Raw genomic sequence first — 20931 nt, forward strand, 5'->3', positions numbered from 1 at the left:
GGATTACTCTTGTTCGTACATGGGGGTTTCCGGATCGTGCAGATGGCAGGCGACATGCCCCTGCGGGATCGGGGTGTGACGCGGTGCCTTTTGCTTGCACAGATCCGTCGCGCGCGGGCAGCGCGGGTGGAAATGACAACCGGGCGGCGGCGCGATCGGGTTCGGGTAGGCCATGCCAAGCTGCGTGTCCGGCACGCCCAAGCCCGGCTCGGGCGTCAGCACGGATTTCAACAGCGCCTTGGTGTAGGGATGACGCGGGGCGTCAAAGAGCCCGGCGACCGAGTTCTGCTCGACGATCTCGCCCAGATACATCACCGCCACGCGGGTCGCGAGGTGTTCGACCACGGCGAGGTCATGGCTAATGAAGAGATAGGTAAGGCCAAACTCTTCGCGCAGCTCGCCCAGCAGGTTGAGGATCTGGCTCTGCACCGACACATCCAGCGCCGAGGTCGGCTCATCGCAGATCACCACCTCGGGCTTCATGATGAGCGCCCGGGCGATGGCCACACGCTGGCGCTGGCCGCCGGACATCTGGCTGGGGTAGGTGTTGATCACCCGTTGCGGCAGGCCCACAACGTCGAGGATCTCTTTGACCTTTTTCTTCCGGCTTTCCTCATCACCGATGTTGTGCACCCGCAGCGGCAGAGAGATCACGTCATAGATGCTCTTGCGTGGGTTGAGCGAGGAATAGGGGTCTTGAAAGATCGGCTGGATCCGCCGCGCCAGCGCCAACCGGCCCTGCTGCGTGATCTCTTCGCCGTCAATCTTGACATGACCTGCGGTTGGCTGCTCCAGCCCCAAAAGGATCTTGGCGAGGGTGGATTTACCGCAACCGGATTCACCGACGAGGCCCAGCACTTCGCCTTTGCCCAGTTGCAGCGATACGTCGTTCACGGCCGTCAGCGGTTTGACCTTGCCGAACATGCCCTGTTTCACCCGGTAGGTCTTGCTGACGCCGGAAAGCTCCAGCACCGGGGGGGTGTTTACGCTGTCCTTCATACGGTCAGCTCCTTCTCGGAATGGCGTTTGCCATCGGGGAAAATGCAGCGGAAGGCGTGGCTGCCGTCCTCGCGCTTGGGGATCTCGCCGCGGCATTCGGCGACGGCATAGGGGCAGCGGGTGCGGAAGACGCAGCCCTCAACCTCGCCCACCAGCGAGGGCACGATGCCCGGGATGGTGCCCAGTTTCGCGCCGCGGTCCGTCTTGCCGGGCAGGGGGATGCAGCGCAGCAAGCCGCGGGTGTAGGGATGCGAGGGTGCGCCAAAGATATCGCCCACCGGGCCGGTCTCGACCAACTCGCCCGCGTACATCACCGCGACCTTGTCAGCGACCCGCGCCACGACGCCGAGGTCGTGGGTGATGAGGATCACGGCCATGTTCATCTCGCGCCCCAGATCATGCAGCAGCCGCAGGATCTGCGCTTGGATCGTCACATCAAGCGCGGTTGTCGGCTCATCCGCGATGATCAGTTCCGGCTCGCACATCAGCGCCATCGCGATCATCACACGCTGGCGCAGACCGCCTGACAGCTGGTGCGGATACTGCGACAGGCGGCTCTCGGCGGCGGTGATCCCGACTTTCTCCAGCAGTTCAATCGCCCGTGCGCGGGCCTGTTGGCGGCTGACCTTGCGGTGCAGCAACAGCGCCTCGGCCAGTTGGTCGCCGATCGTATAGGCGGGGTTGAGCGAGGTCATCGGCTCTTGAAAGATCATTGCCATCCGCGCGCCGCGCAGCTTGCGCATCTGGCCTTGGCTGGCGGTGGTCAACTCGGTGCCATCAAAGGTCATCCGATCCGCGTTTCGCTTAATGGATTTGCCCAAGAGCCCCATCAGCGCGAGCGAGGTTAGCGATTTGCCCGACCCGCTTTCGCCAACGATACACAGGGTTTCGCCACGGTTAAGGTCAAAGTCGATCCCACGCACCGCATGCAGGGTGCCGCTGCCCGTGGGAATGTCGAGCCGCAGGTTGCGGACGCTCAGAAGTGGTTCTGTCATGGGTCAGCTCCGGTTTTCGGGGGCGGTCACGTCACGCAGACCGTCACCCATCAGGTTGATCGCCAGCACCAGCACGAAAAGGACAGCGCCGGGGATCAGGACGAGCCACGGCTCGAACAGCATCATATTCTTGCCTTCGGAGACCATCAGACCCCAGCTTGGCGTCGGCGGCTGCACCCCGAGCCCAAGGAACGACAATGCCGCTTCCAGAAGGATTGCATGGGCCATCTCCAGCGTCACGACGACGATCAGGTTGTTGGCGATGTTCGGCATGATCTCGGACAAGAGGATGCGCGGGGTGGAGGCGCCGATGACCTGAGCCGCGGCCACGTATTCGCGCCGCCGCACCTGCATGGTCGAGGCGCGCATGACCACCGCGAAACGGTCCCAGAGCAGCAGGCCCAGCACCATGATCACGACTTGCAGTGACCCGCCGAGGATCGCCACAACCGCGAGGGCCACCAACACCACCGGCATCGCCAGACGCACGTTGATAAGGAAGGTGACAACCGCATCGACCTTGCCACCGAAATAGCCCGCAGCGATGCCCATGGCTGTGCCGATCACGCCCGAGATCAACGCGGCCACGGCCCCGATCAGCAGCGAAATCCGCGCACCATAGATGAGGCGCGACAGGTAATCGCGGCCCAGATGGTCGGTGCCCAAGGGATGCTCCCAAGTGCCACCCATGAAAACGGGCGGCTCCATCCGGGTCATCAGGCTTTGGGCATAGGGATCATGCGGGGCTATCCACGGCGCGAGGATCGCGATGATCGTGAGGATGATCAGAACGACCGCCCCGATCAGCAGACCTTGGTGCCCAAAGACGCGCTTGCGCAGCATCTGGCCGGGGGTCGGGCCGGTGATTTCGTCCAAAAGGCTGTCATGTGTACCAGCGGTGATCATGTCAGCTGCTCCTCATGCGGGGGTCGAGCCATGCGTTCAGCACGTCTGCGAGGAAAGTGAAAACGATGTAGAACATCGAGAAGATCAGGATCAGCGCCTGCACGGTGGGCAGGTCGTTGCGCGCAATGCTCTCCCACGCCAGATAGCCCGCACCATGCAGCGCAAAGATAGACTCGACCACGATGGAGCCGCCCAGCATGAAGCCCATCTGCACGGCGGCAAGGCTCACCACGGGGATGATCGCATTGCGCAGCGCATGACGGAACAGCACGCGGGTCTCGTTTGCGCCCTTGGCCCGTGCGGTGCGGATATAGTCAGAGTTCAGAACATCCAGCATGCCTGCACGGGTCAGGCGCATGATCGCGGGCATGGCGTAATAGCCCAGCACGATGGTCGGCAGGATGAAATGACGCCAAGTCTCGGTGCCCGAAGGCGGTAGCCAACCCAGTTGGATCGCAAAGACCACGATCAGGATCAGGCCGAACCAAAAGCTCGGCATTGCTTGCCCCGCGACCGAGATGAACAGTGCCACACGGTCAATGATCGAGTTGGGGCGGATCGCAGCGATCACGCCAAGCGGCACGGCGGTCAGCAGCGCAAAGATGATGCCGCAGACACCCAGCGTCATGGTGACGCTCAGTCGGTCAGCGATCAACGAGGCGACGGGCAGGCGGAAATAGTAGCTTTCGCCGAAATCGCCCTGAAGGGCCGAGAACAGCCATTCGCCGTATTGCACCAGCATGGGCCGGTCGAACCCGTAGAGACGGCGCAGCGCCTCGATGTCTTCGCCACTGGCGGTTTCGCCCGCAAGTGCTGCGGCGGGGTCGCCCGACAGGAACAGCAGGCTAAAGCTGATAAACGACACGGTGAAGGCCACGAGAAGGGCCAGTCCCAATCGTTTGAGAATGAATTGAAGCACGGGTGCAACTACCTTGAGGCTGCGCCGCAGGCGGGGGCCTGCCGCGTGGGTCTGGGTTGGGTGCGGAAGGGGGGAGGGGCAGGGGCGCCGATCACGGCGCCCCTGCCGTTAGGTTTACTTCCAGCTAACCGTGGTGAAGCGCAGAACTTCGTCGGCTGTGGGGGTGTATTCCACCTCGTTGGTGGTAACGTAGTTGGTGTTGTAGGAGAACATCGGCGCCCAATAGGCTTCTTCGGTGATGCGTTCGATCGCCTTGGTGTAGTTCTCTTTGCGCACCGCCTCATCGGTCGAGCTGTCGGCGATGTTGAGGTATTCCAGCGTCTCATCGTCCATCGCGTAGTCGAGCGAGCCGTGCTTGAAGAACTGGCTGACCATGGCGGAGGCGTCGTTGATCGAATAGCTGCCCCATGTCTGGAACGACACGGCTGTCTCGCCCTTCATGTTCTGCTCACGCAGGGCGGAATACTGCAACATCTTGAAGTTGGTATCGATGCCCACGGCGTTCAGATAGCTGGTGATTGCCTCGGCATATTCACGGTCGCGGTAGGCGTAGAAGTCGATGGTCAGACCGTCTTCATAGCCTGCTTCGGCCAGGAGTTCCTTGGCTTTCTCGGGGTTGTACTCATATTCGACCGCCGCCTCTTCGTCGCAGCCGAACTGGCTGGGGAAGCAGGGGGTGTAGACGACTTTGGACTTGCCCTTGAGCAGCGCGTCGACCAGTTCCTGACGGTTGATCGCATAGTTCACGGCCTTACGTACGCGCACGTCGGTGAAGGGGCTGTCCTCGGACCGGCCCGCCGCATCCAGCGTCAGATAACCCACACGCATGGTGGATTCGTTGGAGACTTGGAACTCGTCCCGCTCCGCCAACTTCTCGGCCTGATCCGACGGCACCTGCCAGATCAGATCAAGCGAGCCGCTGAAGAGTTCGGCCATCTGCGTGTTCACATCCGGAATGGTGCGGATATCTACATTTTTGATGCTGGGCTTGCCCTTGGGGCTGTCGTGGTAGCCCTCATAGGCTTCCAGTTTGAAGTGCTGGCCGGGCACGACTTCGGTCACTTTGTAGGGGCCGGTGCCGACTGGTTTGAGGCCCATGCCTTCGGGGCCGGCTTCTTCGTAATAGTCGCTGGGATACATCGACACGGGGCCTGAAAGGAATTCAATCGCCGCCGGGAAGTTTTCTTTCAGCATGATACGCACGGTGAAGTCGTCGACCTTCTCGGCCGATTTCATCCAGTTTACGTTGCGCTGCGTTTTCACGCCATTGGCCTCATCGGCGACGTAGTTCACGGTGAACACCACGTCATCGGCGGTGAAGTCCGACCCGTCGTGGAATTTCACGCCTTCGCGCAGTTTGAATTCGATGGTCGTGTCGTCGATCCACTCCCATTCGGTGGCGAGGTTGCCCATGTATTCGTTGGTGACCGGATCGCGGTAGATCAGCCCGTCCCAGACCGCACGCTGCAGCACAACGCCTTCGCGGGACGAGTTGAAGTAGCTGTCGACGTTCTCAAGCTCTTTGGTGAAGGCGACATTCAGCGTGTCGTCTGCCTTGTCCGCCCAGGCCGCGCCCGTGGCGGCGGCTAGGATAAGCCCGGTGATGGTTGATTTCAGGACCGTGGATTTCATGGTCAACTCCCCTGTTGGTTTACGAATTCAGTTCCGTATCTTTTTGACTTGCGAAGCGTATCATATAATAATACTTGATATCGCTATACGATTAGTAAACGCAATCCGTTCGGTATACGTCAAGCCCCGGTTTGATGTTTTGGGCTAACTTTCGGGGTAGGTGATTGGAAAAGAAGCAAAATACGCTCTATGTGGGGTCACTCGCCAAAGGGCTGCGATTGCTCCGCGCCTTTGATGAATCGCATACGGAATTGTCCCTTGTGGCGCTGGCAGAGCGCAGCGGGCTGGACAAAAGCGCGGTGCAACGTCTTGCAAATACGCTGCATATCGAAGGGATGCTTGACAAAGATCCGGTGACCCGGCGTTTTCGTCCGTCCCATGCGTGGCTTGAGTTGGCCTATGCCTATTACTGGTCGGATCAACTGGTTGGGCAGGCGATTCCCAAGCTGATCGACCTTAGCCAAGAGATTGGCGAGACGGTCAATCTGGCCGAGCTTTCCAAGGATCATATCATCTACGTCAGCCGCTTGCCCTGCCAACGGACCTATTTCGCGGCCACGGTCATCGGGCGGCGGCTGCCTGCGCTTTCGACCTCGGGGGGCCGCGCGATAATCTCGACTTTCTCGCCTGAGGATCGGGAGGAGGCGATTGAGACTTGGCCGCTTAAAGCCTTCACCCCGCGCACCACTCTGGACCGCGCGACGATCCGCAACAGCATCGATGAGGCGGTTCAGCAGGGCCACGCGATTTCCAGCGATCAGATGATCCTGTCTGAGATTGGCGTGGCCTGCCCAATCACCGGCCCCGACGGGCGCGCCTTTGCGGCGGTGCAGTGCTCGGTTTCGGCCCATACATGGACGCGCGAGCGGATCAGGGCCGAGATTCTGCCGCGACTGCAAGACACTGCGAATGCCATCTCGCCCTCGTCACAGGTGCACCGACGTTAAAAGGCCGGGGCATTGCGGCCCCAGCCCGTGTTTTCTCATTCCCAGTTTAGCTTTTCTTCGCGTTCCCAAAACCGCAGCTTGCGGCAGGATTGAAGGAAATCATCCGCATTCTTGGCAGAGACTTCCACCGTGCCCTCGTCCTTCTCAACGCCGGCGGCATTGAGCAGCGGATCGGCGGCTGTGGTCCAGGCGATGAACTTGTTATGCGCAAAGGCGTCCGAGACGAAATCCTGTGCGGGTTTGTTCTTGGCGATCTTGTCAGCCTTTTCATCGCCAAAGACCAAGGCCACCGCATCAAAGACCACCGACGGCCCACCGTCGATTTTCTCATCTGCCGCGCGGGTGCTGCAGTCCGATAGGGTCACCCCTTGAATATGCGGCGTCACGATGGCGACCATCGCACCTTCATCGGCGAATGTTTTCTCCAAGGCTTCCACGATCGACGCATCGGCGCCCTCCGTCAGGAACAGACCCAGCTTGCGGCCCGCGAAAGTGTTCGGCGGGTTTTTCAGAATGCTGAGCGCATCTGACGGCGGCAGATCGGTGATCGGTTCCCGCGCGGGTTTGGCCGGTTCCGGCATCTCGGTCACGCCGAGCCCTTCGGCCACCTGTTTCGCCAGATCGTCATGCACGTTCATCAGATGCGACAGCATCCGCAGGCGAATGCGCTCTTCCTGACATTTCGACAGTTCGAACGTATAGGCCGCCGCGATATGCTGCTGTTCTATCTTGGTCTGGCTGATGTAGAACTGCCGCGCTTGGCTGTAGTGGTCGGCGAACGTCTCAGAGCGCACGCGCTGCTTGGTGCCGCTGACCTCTTCGGGGTAGCTTTTGAACCCAATCTCGGGGTTTTCACGCGGGCCGCCATCGTCGCCCCAGCTGTTCGGCTCATAGTTCGCGCGGCCTTTGGGATTGTGTATCGCCATATGGCCGTCTTGCTGGAAATGGTGGAACGGGCATTTCGGCGCGTTGATCGGAATATGAGTGAAGTTCGGCCCGCCGAGGCGTTTGATCTGCGTGTCGAGGTAGGAAAAGTTCCGGCCCTGAAGCAGCGGGTCGTTCGTGTGGTCGATCCCGCACACGATGTTCTGGGTGCAAAAGGCCACTTGCTCGGTCTCGGCAAAGAAGTTGTCGACATTGGCGTCAAGCGTCAGCGTGCCGATGATGCGCACCGGCACCTGTTCTTCGGGGATCAGCTTGGTCGCGTCGAGGATGTCGAACTCAAAGTTGTCGGCGAATTCGTCGTCAAAGACCTGAATGCCCAGATCCCATTGCGGGTAGTCGCCCGCGTCGATGGCATCCCACATGTCGCGGCGGTGGAAATCCGGGTCCGCGCCGTTGATCTTGAGCGCTTCGTTCCAGACCACCGATTGCACGCCCTGCTTGGGCTTCCAGTGGAACTTGACGTAATGGGATTTCCCCTCGGCATTGACCAGCCGGAAGGTGTGCACGCCAAAGCCTTCCATGAAGCGGAAGGAACGTGGGATCGCCCGGTCGGACATCTGCCACAGCGTCATATGGATCGCCTCGGGCGAGAGCGAGACGAAATCCCAGAAGTTGTCATGGGCCGATTGCGCCTGTGGGAAGCCGCGGTCGGGGGCGGCTTTGACGGAGTGGACGAGATCTGGAAATTTGATCGCGTCTTGGATAAAGAACACGGGGATGTTGTTGCCAACCAGATCCCAGTTACCCTCTTTGGTGTAGAACTTCGTCGCAAAGCCGCGCACGTCGCGTGCCAGATCGAAAGAGCCCTTGTTGCCTGCCACTGTGGAGAAACGGGTGAAGGTCGGGGTCTTTTCGCCGACGCGCTGGAAAATATCGGCGGCAGAGAGTTCGGGGATCGCTTCTTTGAGTTCGAAGTGCCCATGCACCCCGTAGCCGCGGGCGTGAACGACACGCTCTGGGATGCGCTCGTGATCGAAGTGAAACATCTTTTCGCGGAATACATGGTCTTCCATCAAGACCGGCCCACGCGGACCTGCTTTGAGCGAGTTCTGATCATCCGCGATGGGCCCGCCCTGCGCGGTTGTCATCGTCTTTTCGCGGTCCGTGGTTTGCTGACGGGGCTCGCCGCCTTTGCCAAGTTCTTTGTCTGTCATGATCTTACTCCACAGGGCCCCCGGGATATGGTCGGGAGGATTTCTTGCTAATATGTGGCGGGCCGAAAGGGCCGCTTAAGAACGGGGAGCAATTGCCTGCCCCTACGAGAGTTCAACCTCCCCGAGAGCCAAGTGTTCCGACACATTTGCCGTCGGATTGCGAAAATTTTTGCTGGGCCGAAAATGGTCTGGGTCCGGATAATCGGTGGGTGTAAACTGATCTGCCTGCCCATGCAGAAACGACGACAAAACCGCGATATGTGTAGGTAGATCCCTTACGCGCACACGCTGAGATGGCGGTACCTGCGGGGGCCAGAATTCCAGCGCACCTTGGCGTAGCTGGTCAAGCAGCAGTGCCGCATTGGGCAGGCAGTCGTCGGCCAGATAATCCACTCCGGCCAGCCTGTCGCGTAATGTATCGGCCATGCCGCCTTCGGCCCGCCCGACAAGGCGGCATGAGGCTTCGACCCAAATATCATCCGCATGAAGTACCGATTTGCCCGATGCCCTCAAGGCGCGGATTATTTGACGGTCTTCACCGCAGGGGATTGGGGCAAAGCCGCCAACGGCTTGATAAGCGTCCCGAGTGAAGCAAAGGCTGGCACCGGGGGCCCCGCCGTGGCTGCCGCGCAAATCGGCACAATTGGGGGCATTGCGGGCGTAGAACTCAATTACCAATTGGCGGTAAGCAACTTCATAGTGGTGTAAATTCGGGTCTAATCCGGCCAAGCAGACGGCCTCTTTGGGGTTCAACGTGACTTTGCCGCAGATGGCATCAAACCGTTGCAGATGGTGAAGGCTCTGCGCGACCCAATCGGGGCTGACACGGCAATCAGCGTCGGTTGTCAGGATGTGGCGCAGGTGGGGCATCTGTTCTAACGCCAAGGCGCAGCCGCGCTGTCTAGCAGCACCAACCCCCATGCCGGGGGCGAAGGTGAGGTCAAGAACGGTCAGATCAAGACTTTGCTGCAAGGCAATGGCCTGTGCTACTGCGCCGGTGTCATCGTCGGTGTTGTTCACCACAAGAATCACACGGACACGGTCGTTGCACTGTGGCGCCAGCGCGATGAGGCAATCGCCAATCCGCTCCGCCTCATTGCGGGCGGGGATGATAATCGCGGTATCCTTACAGCGCTCGAAACTCATTCGCCGCTCCCCGGCAGTGCCCGGTCGATGCGGTAATCGTCGGTTTGGGTCAGTCGGGCGAAATCACGGGCTGCAAGTGCCTGTGCAAATCCTTTCAACGCTTCCTCTCCTTGAAGCGGATTTCCGGTGGGGCCAAGCCATGTCACACAGATAATCTCGGCCTGCGGCCATCGGGCCTGAATGTCGATTGCCAGTTGTTCCAGTCCCGCACGATCAAGGAAATACAGCACCTCCGACAGGATCAGCAGATCGAAATCGCCCTCTGGCAAGGGGCCGGGGTAGAAGCCCTGAACGAACCGGCCTTGGGGAACCGCCTGCCGTGCGGCGCGCAGGGCGGTGTCTACCGCGTCCATCCCGGTGTAGCGCGCGCAGAGGTCGATTAGATGCCGCGCCAATTGCCCGTTGCCGCAACCCAACTCAAAGGCCGAGCGGTATCCGCTTTGTGACAGCGCCGCACGGGTTGCTGCAAATTTGGCTTGCTCATACGCGCTATCTTCAAACCCCCAAGGATCGCTGGTTTCTGCATAAAGCCCTTGCAGGTGATCCAACCCCACACCCATCACGGCATCCTCCAGAAAATTTCGTCGTTCAGGGCGAAGAGGTCGACCATGGCTTCGGGCAAGACAAAGCCGTCGGGGGCGTCCTGCACGATCTGTCCAAGCTGGCTACGATGCGCCCGGATCCCGGCGATTTTGGTCTTGCGCACCGCAGAGGTATTAAGGCGGACAGGGTCATATCGCGCGGTATTCTGTGCAAACCCTGGATCGTCCCAACGGCTCCAGACCGGGTAGCTGTGGAAATGCAGGTCGGGCCGTTTTTCCCGCAGGGTTTCGGCATGCTGCGCCGTTGTTTGATGGTCGCAATGCTTGTCTTCGCGGGCCGGCACAAAGACGTGCTTTGCTTTGTGTCTGTCGATCACTTCGGTGAGCGCTGCCAAAACTTCGGTTTCAGCGACCACATGCAGGCGGCTGTCGGGCAAGCCGAGCCATGTCACGTCGTCAGCCGTGCCGCCCAAGATTTCAACTGCTTTGATCAACTCGATGTGGCGTTCAGCGGCCAATCGCGCTGACGGCCAGTTAACGGAGGACGGGTGGCTGGCGCTCCCGTCGGTCAGGCAGATCACATGTGCGCCTGCATCCGCGAAGGCGCGGGCGAGCAAGCCTCCACATGCAAGGGTTTCGTCATCAGGATGAGGAGCCAGAATCACAATCTTCTCGTGGCCCGAGAGGGCTTGGTGGAGGGCTGAGTTTCCACTCATTTAAAGACCCCCCAGATTGTTCCTTCACTGGAAAGGGCATGGCGTGCGGCGCGCTGCAAAAACGCATCCCGTGCGGCTTGGCGCAGGTAGACCGACAAGTCACGCGCCATGCGTCCAGTTTCGGATGCCGCCGCGAAGTGTCGCAGTCCGAGGCTTTGCTCCACCGCTTTGATCGCCTCCAAGGCGACTTCTTCGGTATAAATCCGTGCGGCGATTGAGGTGCTAACGATGGTCTTTTCTGGGGCGTTATCCAAACTGGCAAGCGCCGCGCGTTCCGCCAATGCCATCCCGGCCCAGACACGCATCAGTACCTGCATAAGTCGTGCCAATTGGGCGTCAGCCTCTAACCGGTCCATGTCGCGAAGAGCGGTTGCCGCCGCATCGATCAGCCCTGCCGCCGCACCGGCTTGAAGTGCGGCGATCCGCCAGACCCCACCCACGAAATGCGGCTCTTTCAGATAGTCGCCGGGGACGCCGATAAGGTTTTCATTAGTCACGGCTATGCCGGAAAGATCGAACTTGCCCGAGGCAGTGGCCTGCATGCCCAACATATCCCATTGCAAAGCATCGCCGCGTTGTGGGTCGGTCACGTCAATCAGCGCAAGTTGTACTTTGGGGCCAGAATTCACCGAAATGAGTGCATGGGTGACAGTGCCAAGGCCTGAGGCAAAAACCTTTTCACCCTGCAATGCACCGTCGCTAATCGTAGCAGGGTTTTGACCATCTGCGCCCCATACCCCCAAAAGGCCACCTTGCCGGGTCAGTTCTTTTGCGTGGCTTGCCTGCGCGGTATTGCCGTACAGATGGATGAGCCGCAGCGCGTTCACATGGCCCTCCCACAACCGCCCGACGCTAAGATTGGCCGCGCCAATCTGCATCAGCGCGTGAACGGTGCGTAGCGGCGTGGTCGCGCCGTCCTCCAGCATCAGTCCGGCGTCGCGAAGAATGTCGATGGATGTGCCGATCGGCCTTTCGCCGGTTTCTTCTTTCCGTGCTGCCGTGCGCAATGCATGTCTGGCGGCATCTTTCAAAACGTTAAATTGGGATGCGGGCGGGAATGGATCGAAACGCGGCGCACTGTTCATGGCAGGGCCCTACAACTGGCAATATGAAAAACCATCAAATCAGGCGTCACAATTCACTCCCTATTTATGGAACGGGAAGCTTGCGCGAACGGCAGCACTTCCCATGCGAGTGCAACAGTTCAACTTATGAGATGGTTCCCGCCCACGTTGCAGTCTTGCAAGGCGCGCGGAGTGGGCGCGTTTATCCTTCGGGGATGTCGCCCATCACTTTGGGGACATGGTAGCCTTTTTGCACCGCGTCCCGCGCCCGCAGGCGTTGGTACCACGCACGCACATTAGGATAATCGGCAAGGTCAATCTGCTGCCATTCATAGCGCGAAACCCAAGGCCAGCAGGCCATATCGGCGATCGAATATTCGCCGCAGATATGGTCGCGCCCTTCAAGTTGTTTGTCGAGCACGGAGTAGAGGCGTTTGACCTCAGCGCCAAACCGCTCTTCGGCATAGGCGGCTTTGCCGGGGTTGAAATGCAAGAAATGATGCGCTTGCCCGGCCATGGGGCCGAAACCGCCCATCTGCCACATCAGCCATTGCATCACCTCAGCTCGCTCCGCCTGACCTTCGGGCAAGAAGCGGCCATGCTTCTCGGCCAGATACCACATGATCGCGCCGGATTCCATCAAGCTGATCCCGGCCTCATGATCGACGATGGCGGGGATTTTGTTGTTGGGGCTGATCTTTAGAAACTCGGGGGCGTGTTGTTCATCTTTGCCAATATTTATGGCATGCACGTTGTAGTCGATCCCTAATTCTTCGAGTAGGATTGAGACCTTGCGGCCGTTTGGGGTGGTCCATGTATAAAGGTCGATCATCGCTTTTGGTCCTGTCTATGGATGCGCGCGGATTGATTTCTTGCAATGTTAAGCAGGCAGGCAAGGTTGGGTCAATGTACAGTCCTATCAGACGCCCGGCGTGAAGGCCGAAGAGAAACCCATGCATTTTGCGCTTGCACGCGAAGGGTGTAACAAGGTTCATCGGGTCAATCTGCCGCGCCATGACCCCAGAACGCTGCCAAATGACGATATTGAAGGAAACTCTGACGTGAGCACGAGCCAAGCCGACGCCTTTACCGCCTACCACAGTCATGGCTTTGTCCGCGTGGCCACCTGCACACCGCGGGTGCGGCCTGCCGATGTGACGTTTAACCGTGATAGCCTGCTGGAGGAAATGCGCCGAGCAGATGCGGCGCGCGTCGATCTATTGGTTTGCCCGGAACTGTCGCTTTCCTCCTATGCAATTGACGATCTGCATATGCAGGACGCGCTGCTGAATGCTGTTGAAGAGGCGCTTGGCTTTTTGATTGAGGCCAGCGCCGAGATGACGCCGGTGATCCTACTTGGGGCGCCGTTGCGCCGCGAGGGGCGGCTTTACAACTGTGCCATCGCTATCTCGCGCGGGGTGGTGTTGGGCGTGGTGCCGAAATCCTACCTGCCAAACTACCGCGAGTTCTATGAGAAGCGCTGGTTTGCCCACGGCCGTGACACCAGCGGTGAAATCACCGTGGCGGGGCGTCGCGTTCCCTTTGGCGACGATCTGATTTTTGAAGCGACGGATCTGCCCGGCCTTATCTTCCATGCCGAGATCTGCGAAGACCTTTGGACCCCCGCGCCGCCCTCGTCGGATGCCGCACTTGGGGGGGCGTTGATCCTTGCCAACCTTTCGGCCTCCAATATCGTCATCGGCAAATCCTTTGACCGCCACCTTCTGTGCCGGTCGCAATCCATGCGGGCCTTTGCCGCTTACGTTTATTCCGCCGCCGGTCCGGGTGAGAGCACGACTGATCTCGCGTGGGACGGGCAGGGGATGATCCACGAACTGGGCGATCTGCTGGCGGAATCCACCCGCTTTCCGTTGGAGCCGGAACTAACCATCGCCGATGTGGACTGCGGGCGGATTCAATCAGAGCGGATGCGGACGGGCAGTTTCCATGACGCCGCCCGGCACCGTGCATCGTCATTCCGCCGCGTGACGTTCACCCATCAGCCGCATTATGATAACGCAGGCCTCGTACGTCCGGTGCGCCGTTTCCCCTATGTGCCGAACCGCGAAAGCCATCTGGATCAAGATTGCTATGAAGCGTTCAACATTCAGGTCGAAGGCCTGCGCCGCCGGTTCGAGGCGACCAAGAGCAAGACCATGGTTATCGGCATTTCTGGCGGGCTCGATTCCACCCATGCGTTGATCGTGGCGGCCAAAGCCTGTGACCGGATGGGCATCCCGCGCGACCGTATTTTGGGGTTCACAATGCCCGGCTTTGCCACGTCTGAGGGCACGAAGTCGAACGCATGGAAGCTGATGCGCGCCATGGGCATCAGCGCTGATGAGATCGACATCCGCCCCGCCGCACGGCAGATGCTGGAGGATATGGATCACCCCTTCTCAGACGGGGAGCCGGTTTACGACATCACCTTTGAAAACGTGCAGGCCGGGCTGCGCACGGATTACCTCTTCCGGCTGGCCAACCAGCGGCAGGGCTTCGTCATCGGCACGGGCGATCTGAGTGAGCTGGCCCTTGGCTGGTGCACCTACGGCGTTGGCGATCAGATGAGCCATTATGCCGTGAACACCGGCGTGCCGAAGACATTGATCCAATATCTCATCCGTTGGGCCACCCGTTCGGGGCAGTTCGACGCTGAGACCGATAAAGTGCTCGACGCCATTCTGGAGACCGAAATCTCCCCCGAACTGGTCCCGGCCGGAGAGGGTGAGGAGATTCAAAGCACCGAGGCGATGATCGGCCCCTATGAGTTAAATGACTTCTTCCTCTTTCACACGATGCGCTACGGGCTCACGCCATCAAAGGTGGCCTTTCTGGCGTGGCACGCTTGGCATGATACCGAACAGGGGCGCTGGCCGGATGGTTTCCCGCAGGCCAAACGCAATGCCTATGACCTCGAAACCATCCGCCATTGGCTCGAGAAATTCCTGCACCGGTTCTTTGCCACCAGCCAGTTCAAACGCTCGGCCTTGCCGAATGGGCCCAAGGTCAGCGCCGGGGGCGCGTTGTCGCCGCGCGGTGACTGGCGCGCGCCTTCGGATAGTGTGGCAACCCCGTGGTTGGAGGAGTTGCGCAGCAACGTGCCGGAAAGCTGGCCGAAAGGCTAAGCCGCGCTATTCCTCGCGGCTCAACTCGCCTTCGACAAAGTTCGGGGTTAGCGGCGGCGCGGCGTGACGCTCTTGGGTTTCAGGATCACTGCGCAGGGTCATGCGCAGTAGGCCCCATGCGACAATCGCAAGTTGAAACGCCCCAAGGGCCAGCGGCAGGCCCCGCGGCCCTAGCGTATCGAGCAACACACCGGCCAGCAGCGGTCCGATTGCCGCGCCGATGCCTTGCATCAGCACCAAGCCGCCCGAGACGGCGATCACCGCCGACCCCGGCGCGCGGTCGTTCACATGGGCGATGACGATGGACTGGGCGGGTAGGACTAGTCCGCCGATGGCGAACCCCAGAACCAGCAGCATCGTCCCCGTCGGCGCCGGGATCGGCAGGGTCAGCAACATTAGCGCGCTGCCTGCGGCGGCCAGCCCCACGCCAAGACCGCGACGGCTCATCCGGTCGGACATCCAGCCCAGCGGAAACTGAAGCACCAAGCCGCCGATGGTAAAGGCCGCGATCAGTAGGGCGATGCGGGACTGCGTGTATCCCATTTCCTGAGCAAAGAGCGGTGCCAGCCCGTAGAATGTCCCGATGGAGGCCCCGACCAGTCCGGCGGCCACCGCGCCATAGGGCGACAGGCCCCAAAGGCGGCGCAGGGAGGGGGGCTCTTGCGCGCCTTCGGCACGCGGCCCTTCGACACGGGTGAGCGAGATCGGCACGAGCGACAGCGACATCACGATCGAGACAAGCACGAAGAGGATAAATTCAGCTGGATCCCCGAGGTTGAGCAGAAACTGCCCCGCAGCGCCCGATGCCATGCCGACCATCCCGTAAACCGCCAACAACTTGCCGCGCTGTGCCGAACTGACCGACGCGTTAAGCCAGCTTTCCGTCACGATGATCAACCCGGCAAAGGCAAAGCCCGTCAGGCAGCGCACCGCGATCCAGACCCACGGATCGATAAAGGCCAGATGCATCAGCGCCGCCGCCGAGGCAACAGAGGCGAGCGCGGCAAAGGTGCGGATATGGCCCACGCCGCTGATTAGGCGCGGAGCGACGAATGAGCCGACGCTTAGCCCGGCGAAAAAGCCCGACATGATTAGGCCCGTGGTGACCCCGCCAAAGCCTTCAAGCCCCGCTCGGATGGCCAAAAGCGTACCTTGCAACCCATTGCTCATCTGTAAAAGCGAAAAGCCCAATAGCAATGTCACCAGTGGCATAACGGTAGCGCGCATAATGTCCCCTTGGTCTTAAATACGGCCTCGGCATAGGCCATCTTGGCCCGGTGATCCCAAAATATGTGCGGCTGATCTGTAATTTCTAGTATTCAACCCTGACGCTCTTCCACCAGACTTGGTTGCGCGTCATAGTCGTATCAGCCTGCGGCTCCTTCGTGGAATGCTTGGCCATCGATCAAGCAGATTTGACGTGCCTTTTTTGGGGGAATGCTCAATTATGCGCCTTGTAACGCCATTTGAAAGCGCACTCTTGTGAAATCTTTGCGCCAATTTATCGTATTTTTGCTGGTTCTCGTGGCTGGGCTCTATGTGATGTTAACCTATGTGCCCGCGTCGCGCCCCTTTGTGGCCGATACCGGTTTGCTTGAACTCTTGGGAATTGATCCCGCACCGGAGGAAGCGGACGGTGGCGGTGCTGGCTGGGGCGGCGGCGGGCCGTCTCTGGTGGTAACCGCAGAGGTGGGTGAAGAGACATTGGCCGACCGCATCACCGCAATCGGCGACGGGCGTGCACGCCGGTCAGTGACCGTGCGGTCCAACGCTGTGGGGGTCATCACCGAACTCAATCTGCCCGCCGGGCAATTGATTGAGGCGGGCACGGTGATCGCTCTGTTGGAGAATGAAGCCGAGCGGATTGCGCAGAAACAGGCCGAGTTGCAACTAGAGAATGCCCGCACCGAACAAGTGCGCGTTGAGCGGTTGCAAAACACCGGCGCGGTCAGCGAAGTGCGCCTGCGCGAGACTGAGCTGGCCTTGGAGAGCGCCGAACTCGCTCTGAGCCAAGCGCAGTTTGATCTGTCCCAACGCCGGATCCTCGCGCCGATCTCGGGCTGGGTTGGGATCACCGACATTGAGGAAGGTGACCGCGTCAATGCCCAAGACGAGCTTGCCACAATCACCGACCGCAGCGAAATTCTGATTGATTTTCGCGTGCCGGAACGGGTGGTCAGCAAATTGGCCTTGGGCAAAGAGATTACGGTTACCCCTCTTGGTATGCGGGATCTAACGCTTAAGGGCGAAGTCAGCGCGATCGACAGCGTGATCGACCGCGCCAGCCGTACCCTTTTGGTGCAGGGCCGGGTGCCCAACGAAGATGACCAGCTGCGTGCAGGTATGGCTTTTTCCGTTAGCCTCACATTTGTCGGAGAGGCGCTTTTGGCGATCCCACCGTTGGCGGTGCAGTGGTCTTCTGATGGGCCGTTTGTTTGGACGGTTCGAGAGGGCAAGACACACCAAGTCACGGTTGAAATCGCGCAGCGCAACAGCGACTCCGTGTTGGTCCTGTCGGAGGGGCTGACCGCGGCTGATGTCGTTGTAACCGAGGGCGTGCAAACCCTGCGCGAAGGCGGCGATGTCCGAGAGGTCAATCGATCTGGCAGCGTGCAGTCAGACGCAGCCCCCGCAGAAAAGAAAACCCTATGAGCGCCGAGGCATCTGGCGAAGGCGCGCCACCGCCTTCTACCGGCGCTGGCACCGCGCTGTTTGTCCGGCGCCCAATCCTTGCTTTTGTGTTGAATGCGCTGATCGTGCTGGCGGGCATTGCCGCGCTTTTTGGAGCGGAAATTCGCGAATTGCCCAATGTCGACAGGCCCGTCGTAACCGTCACCACGACATTCTCAGGCGCGTCGCCTGAATCTGTGGATCAAGAGCTGACGGGGCGGATTGAAGGCGCGGTGGGCCGTGTTTCCGGTGTGCGGGCAATATCATCGAACTCACGCTTCGGACGCAGTCGGGTCACGCTGGAGTTCAACGACAGCACCGATATCGACGTGGCCGCCACCGATGTGCGTGACGCTGTCGCGCGGATCGTGAACCAACTCCCTGATGGAGCCGAACAGCCGCAGATCGTCAAGGCTGACGCAAATGCGCAACCGGTAATGCGGATCGCTGTGACGTCAACGGGCCGTTCGCCCGAGGAACTGACCAAACTGGTGCAGGAAAGGGTCGAAGACCGCCTAATCTCGGTCAACGGGGTTGCGGATTTGCAAGTTTACGGCGACCGAGAACCGTTTTTTCGCGTCGATATTGATCAGTTGGAGCTGGCCAGCCGAGGCTTAACCTTGGGTGATATCCAAGGCGCTTTGGCGGATGTCGCTTATGACGCACCTGCGGGCGATCTGGCGGGGGACCGCCAGTCGATCAACGTGCGGACAACAGCCAGCGTCGCGACCACGCAGGCGTTCGAGGCGATGGAAATCAAGGAGAATGTCCGGCTTGGCGATGTTGCTCAGGTGACACTCGGTCCCGCCGAGGGAGAGACGATCTTACGCGCGAACGGGCAATTGGGGTTGGGCATCGGAATTATTCGGCAGGCAACCTCGAACACGTTAGAAATCTCAAACGACGTGCGCGCCGTGGTTGCGGAATTGAACGACACCTTGCCCGATGATGTGCGGATCTTTGTAACCTCTGATGACGCGACCTTTATCTCGGGTTCGATCCGCGAAGTGCTGTCCACGCTGGCCTTTGCCGTCGGCATCGTAGTCGCGGTGATTTTCATCTTTTTGCGCGATTTCCGCGCCACGTTAATCCCGGCACTTACCCTTCCTGTCGCCTTGATCGGCACGTTGGCGGCGATCTACCTTGTTGGTTTTTCGATCAATATCCTGACACTTCTCGCCTTGGTTCTGGCCACGGGCATGGTGGTGGATGATGCGATTGTGGTGTTGGAAAACATCGTGCGCCAGCGTTCGGCAGGCATGGGGCCACGGGCGGCAGCGGTTTTGGGCACATCACAAGTGTTCTTTGCCGTGGTCACAACTACGGCGACGCTGGCGGCGGTTTTCATTCCGCTGTCTTTCCTGCCGGGCCAAGCGGGTGGGTTGTTCCGTGAATTCGGCTTTACGCTGGCCATCGCGGTAATGCTGTCATCCGTCGTGGCGCTCAGCCTTTGTCCGGTGTTGGCCAGTCGACTGTTGACCCGACCTGCGGTCGAAAATCCGCGTGGGCCGGTGGTGGCGCTTGGCAACGGGCTTTATCGACTTTACGCCGCGACGCTTCGCTGGGCGCTGGCAATGCCCTATGTTGTGGTGCTGATCGCCGCTTTCGTGGCGCTGACGGCGGCGTTGGTCTCAGGCGAAATTCGCCAAGAGCTGACACCGCGTGAAGACCGGGCCGTTGCTTTGCTCAGCGTCACGGCCCCGCAGGGTGTCTCGCTTGAGTATACCCAAGGTAAAATGCGCGAGATCGAAGACCTTATCACTCCGCTACAGCAAACCGGAGAGGTAACGAACATCTTCTCCATCACCGGATTTGGCGCGGATAATCGGGGGTTCATGGTGTTCACCCTTGCCGGTTGGGCAGACCGCGAACGCGCGCAGGATGAGATCGTGGGCGAAATGAACGGCAAGCTGCGCGGCATCGTCGGGGTGCGGGCTTTTGCGATCCAGCCCAACTCTCTTGGTATTCGCGGTGCAGGGCGCGGGCTGTCTTTTGCGATCACTGGGAACAACTATGAGCAACTGTCCGAGGTTGCACAGGCGATGGTTGACCGACTGAGCACAGACCCCGCTATGGGGCAGGTTCGGTTGGAGTATGAGCGCACACAGCCGCAGTTGTTCGTGCAGATTGACCGGACATTGGCCGCCGATTTAGGCGTTGATATCACCGGTTTGGGTCAGGCTTTGCAGGCCATGCTCGACGGGCGAGAGGTCGCGTCGGTGTTTATCGATGATACCAGCTATGGGGTGCAGATGCTGTCGACCTCAGACCCCGTGAACGACCCGCGTGACCTTGAAAATGTCTTTGTGCAATCCGGCACCGGGCAGATGATTTCGCTGGCCAGTTTCGTCACGCTAGAGGAACGCGCCGTGGCACCCGAGTTGGACCGCGAAGATCAGAACCGCTCAGTCGAGATCTCTGCCGGGCTGACACCGGGCCTGTCGTTGGGTGATGCGTTGGTGCAAGTGCGGGCAATCGGCGATGAAGTGCTCGCCGATGAAAACCTCATCGTGCCCTTGGCCGAGGCGGCCGCATTGGATCAGACCAGCTCGGGGCTTTTTGTGACATTCGGCTTTGCGATCCTTGTGGTTTTCCTCGTGCTTGCCGCACAGTTTGAAAGCTTCATCTCGGCTGTTGTGGTGATGGCGACAGTGCCATTGGGGTTGGCCTGTGCGATCTTTGCACTGCTGATGACGGGGCAAAGCTTGAACGTCTATAGCCAGATTGGTTTGGTGATGCTGATCGGGATTATGGCAAAAAATGGGATTTTGATCGTTGAATTTGCCAATCAGTTACGCGATCAGGGTGCCGATATTCATGAGGCAATTTTTGGCGCCTCGACGATCCGGCTGCGCCCGGTCATGATGACGATGACCTCGACCGTGCTGGGGGGCGTGCCGCTGATCTTGTCTTCGGGCGCGGGGGCCGAGGCGCGCGAGGCATTGGGTTGGGTGATCGTCGGTGGTTTGGGCATGGCCACGCTTTCCACCCTATATCTCACGCCGATCGCCTACTTCCTACTGGCGCGGTTCACCACGCCAAAAGCCGCTGAAGAAGCCCGGCTGCAACGCGAACTGTCTGAAGCACAGCCTGTCTGAACGGGCCTTTCGGGTGATATTTTGTGACACATGCAACTTCCCCCTGCGGTAGGCGTTTAGCCATGTAGGACCG

Annotated in this window: 16 protein-coding genes; 4 read left to right on the top strand and 12 right to left on the bottom strand. The window is 60.0% G+C overall.

The window, feature by feature from the left end:
- Positions 1-3: 3 nt before the first annotated feature.
- The 5 genes from BM229_RS16860 to BM229_RS16880 form a co-directional block, all read right to left on the bottom strand.
- Positions 4-999, bottom strand: coding sequence for an ABC transporter ATP-binding protein (locus BM229_RS16860; protein WP_067268447.1), 996 nt, complete (start codon positions 997-999; stop codon positions 4-6).
- Complete coding sequence (locus BM229_RS16865; RefSeq protein WP_093928802.1) at positions 996-1994, bottom strand: ABC transporter ATP-binding protein; 999 nt, start codon at positions 1992-1994, stop codon at positions 996-998. The genes BM229_RS16860 and BM229_RS16865 overlap by 4 nt, the downstream gene beginning before the upstream one ends.
- Before the next feature lie 3 nt (positions 1995-1997).
- Positions 1998-2900, bottom strand: coding sequence for an ABC transporter permease (locus BM229_RS16870; RefSeq protein ID WP_093928803.1), 903 nt, complete (start codon positions 2898-2900; stop codon positions 1998-2000).
- A 1-nt stretch (position 2901) separates the two neighbouring features.
- Positions 2902-3819, bottom strand: coding sequence for an ABC transporter permease (locus tag BM229_RS16875; protein WP_093928804.1), 918 nt, complete (start codon positions 3817-3819; stop codon positions 2902-2904).
- A gap of 114 nt (positions 3820-3933) precedes the next feature.
- Positions 3934-5451 (bottom strand): ABC transporter substrate-binding protein, encoded by a 1518-nt coding sequence (locus tag BM229_RS16880; protein WP_093928805.1) that lies wholly within the window; start codon positions 5449-5451, stop codon positions 3934-3936.
- Between the two features lie 164 nt (positions 5452-5615).
- Between BM229_RS16880 and BM229_RS16885 the strand changes: the two genes are divergently transcribed.
- Positions 5616-6398 carry an IclR family transcriptional regulator gene (locus BM229_RS16885; RefSeq protein WP_093928806.1) on the top strand — a complete coding sequence of 261 codons (783 nt, stop codon included), beginning with the start codon at positions 5616-5618 and terminating at the stop codon, positions 6396-6398.
- Between the two features lie 35 nt (positions 6399-6433).
- Here the strand turns inward: BM229_RS16885 and BM229_RS16890 are convergent, their stop codons facing one another.
- The 6 genes from BM229_RS16890 to BM229_RS16915 all read right to left on the bottom strand — a co-directional run bounded on the left by BM229_RS16890 (position 6434) and on the right by BM229_RS16915 (position 12797).
- Complete coding sequence (locus BM229_RS16890; protein ID WP_093928807.1) at positions 6434-8497, bottom strand: catalase; 2064 nt, start codon at positions 8495-8497, stop codon at positions 6434-6436.
- Between the two features lie 102 nt (positions 8498-8599).
- Entirely contained in the window at positions 8600-9643 is a 1044-nt protein-coding gene (locus BM229_RS16895; protein WP_093928808.1) for a glycosyltransferase family 2 protein, read from the bottom strand.
- Positions 9640-10203, bottom strand: a complete 564-nt coding sequence (locus BM229_RS16900; RefSeq protein ID WP_093928809.1) for a class I SAM-dependent methyltransferase — start codon at positions 10201-10203, stop codon at positions 9640-9642. The genes BM229_RS16895 and BM229_RS16900 overlap by 4 nt, the downstream gene beginning before the upstream one ends.
- Positions 10203-10901, bottom strand: a complete 699-nt coding sequence (locus BM229_RS16905) for a PIG-L deacetylase family protein (protein WP_093928810.1) — start codon at positions 10899-10901, stop codon at positions 10203-10205. The genes BM229_RS16900 and BM229_RS16905 overlap by 1 nt, the downstream gene beginning before the upstream one ends.
- Positions 10898-11908 (bottom strand): acyl-CoA dehydrogenase family protein, encoded by a 1011-nt coding sequence (locus BM229_RS16910; RefSeq protein WP_139226301.1) that lies wholly within the window; start codon positions 11906-11908, stop codon positions 10898-10900. The genes BM229_RS16905 and BM229_RS16910 overlap by 4 nt, the downstream gene beginning before the upstream one ends.
- Before the next feature lie 259 nt (positions 11909-12167).
- On the bottom strand, positions 12168-12797 hold the full coding sequence (locus tag BM229_RS16915; protein ID WP_093928812.1) for a glutathione S-transferase family protein: 630 nt from the start codon (positions 12795-12797) through the stop codon (positions 12168-12170).
- 229 nt (positions 12798-13026) lie between these two features.
- Between BM229_RS16915 and BM229_RS16920 the strand changes: the two genes are divergently transcribed.
- Positions 13027-15090, top strand: coding sequence for an NAD(+) synthase (locus tag BM229_RS16920; protein ID WP_093928850.1), 2064 nt, complete (start codon positions 13027-13029; stop codon positions 15088-15090).
- Between the two features lie 6 nt (positions 15091-15096).
- Here BM229_RS16920 and BM229_RS16925 read toward each other — a convergent pair whose 3' ends face one another.
- The gene (locus tag BM229_RS16925; protein WP_093928813.1) at positions 15097-16317 is read right to left on the bottom strand and encodes an MFS transporter; all 1221 of its coding nucleotides are present in this window, start codon (positions 16315-16317) and stop codon (positions 15097-15099) included.
- A 255-nt stretch (positions 16318-16572) separates the two neighbouring features.
- Between BM229_RS16925 and BM229_RS16930 the strand changes: the two genes are divergently transcribed.
- Entirely contained in the window at positions 16573-17742 is a 1170-nt protein-coding gene (locus BM229_RS16930; protein WP_093928814.1) for an efflux RND transporter periplasmic adaptor subunit, read from the top strand.
- Positions 17739-20858: an efflux RND transporter permease subunit gene (locus tag BM229_RS16935; RefSeq protein ID WP_093928815.1), complete on the top strand. Its 3120-nt coding sequence runs from the start codon at positions 17739-17741 to the stop codon at positions 20856-20858. The genes BM229_RS16930 and BM229_RS16935 overlap by 4 nt, the downstream gene beginning before the upstream one ends.
- Positions 20859-20931: the final 73 nt, after the last annotated feature.

The organism is Sulfitobacter dubius, assembly GCF_900113435.1.
Classification (GTDB): domain Bacteria; phylum Pseudomonadota; class Alphaproteobacteria; order Rhodobacterales; family Rhodobacteraceae; genus Sulfitobacter; species Sulfitobacter dubius.

Bases quoted from the DNA above. Each gene is read 5' to 3' on its own strand.
- BM229_RS16860 (WP_067268447.1), bottom strand. From the start codon at position 999: ATGAAGGACAGCGTAAACACCCCCCCGGTGCTGGAGCTTTCCGGCGTC.
- BM229_RS16865 (WP_093928802.1), bottom strand. From the start codon at position 1,994: ATGACAGAACCACTTCTGAGCGTCCGCAACCTGCGGCTCGACATTCCC.
- BM229_RS16870 (WP_093928803.1), bottom strand. From the start codon at position 2,900: ATGATCACCGCTGGTACACATGACAGCCTTTTGGACGAAATCACCGGC.
- BM229_RS16880 (WP_093928805.1), bottom strand. From the start codon at position 5,451: ATGAAATCCACGGTCCTGAAATCAACCATCACCGGGCTTATCCTAGCC.
- BM229_RS16890 (WP_093928807.1), bottom strand. From the start codon at position 8,497: ATGACAGACAAAGAACTTGGCAAAGGCGGCGAGCCCCGTCAGCAAACC.
- BM229_RS16895 (WP_093928808.1), bottom strand. From the start codon at position 9,643: ATGAGTTTCGAGCGCTGTAAGGATACCGCGATTATCATCCCCGCCCGC.
- BM229_RS16900 (WP_093928809.1), bottom strand. From the start codon at position 10,203: ATGGGTGTGGGGTTGGATCACCTGCAAGGGCTTTATGCAGAAACCAGC.
- BM229_RS16905 (WP_093928810.1), bottom strand. From the start codon at position 10,901: ATGAGTGGAAACTCAGCCCTCCACCAAGCCCTCTCGGGCCACGAGAAG.
- BM229_RS16915 (WP_093928812.1), bottom strand. From the start codon at position 12,797: ATGATCGACCTTTATACATGGACCACCCCAAACGGCCGCAAGGTCTCA.
- BM229_RS16925 (WP_093928813.1), bottom strand. From the start codon at position 16,317: ATGCGCGCTACCGTTATGCCACTGGTGACATTGCTATTGGGCTTTTCG.
- BM229_RS16935 (WP_093928815.1), top strand. From the start codon at position 17,739: ATGAGCGCCGAGGCATCTGGCGAAGGCGCGCCACCGCCTTCTACCGGC.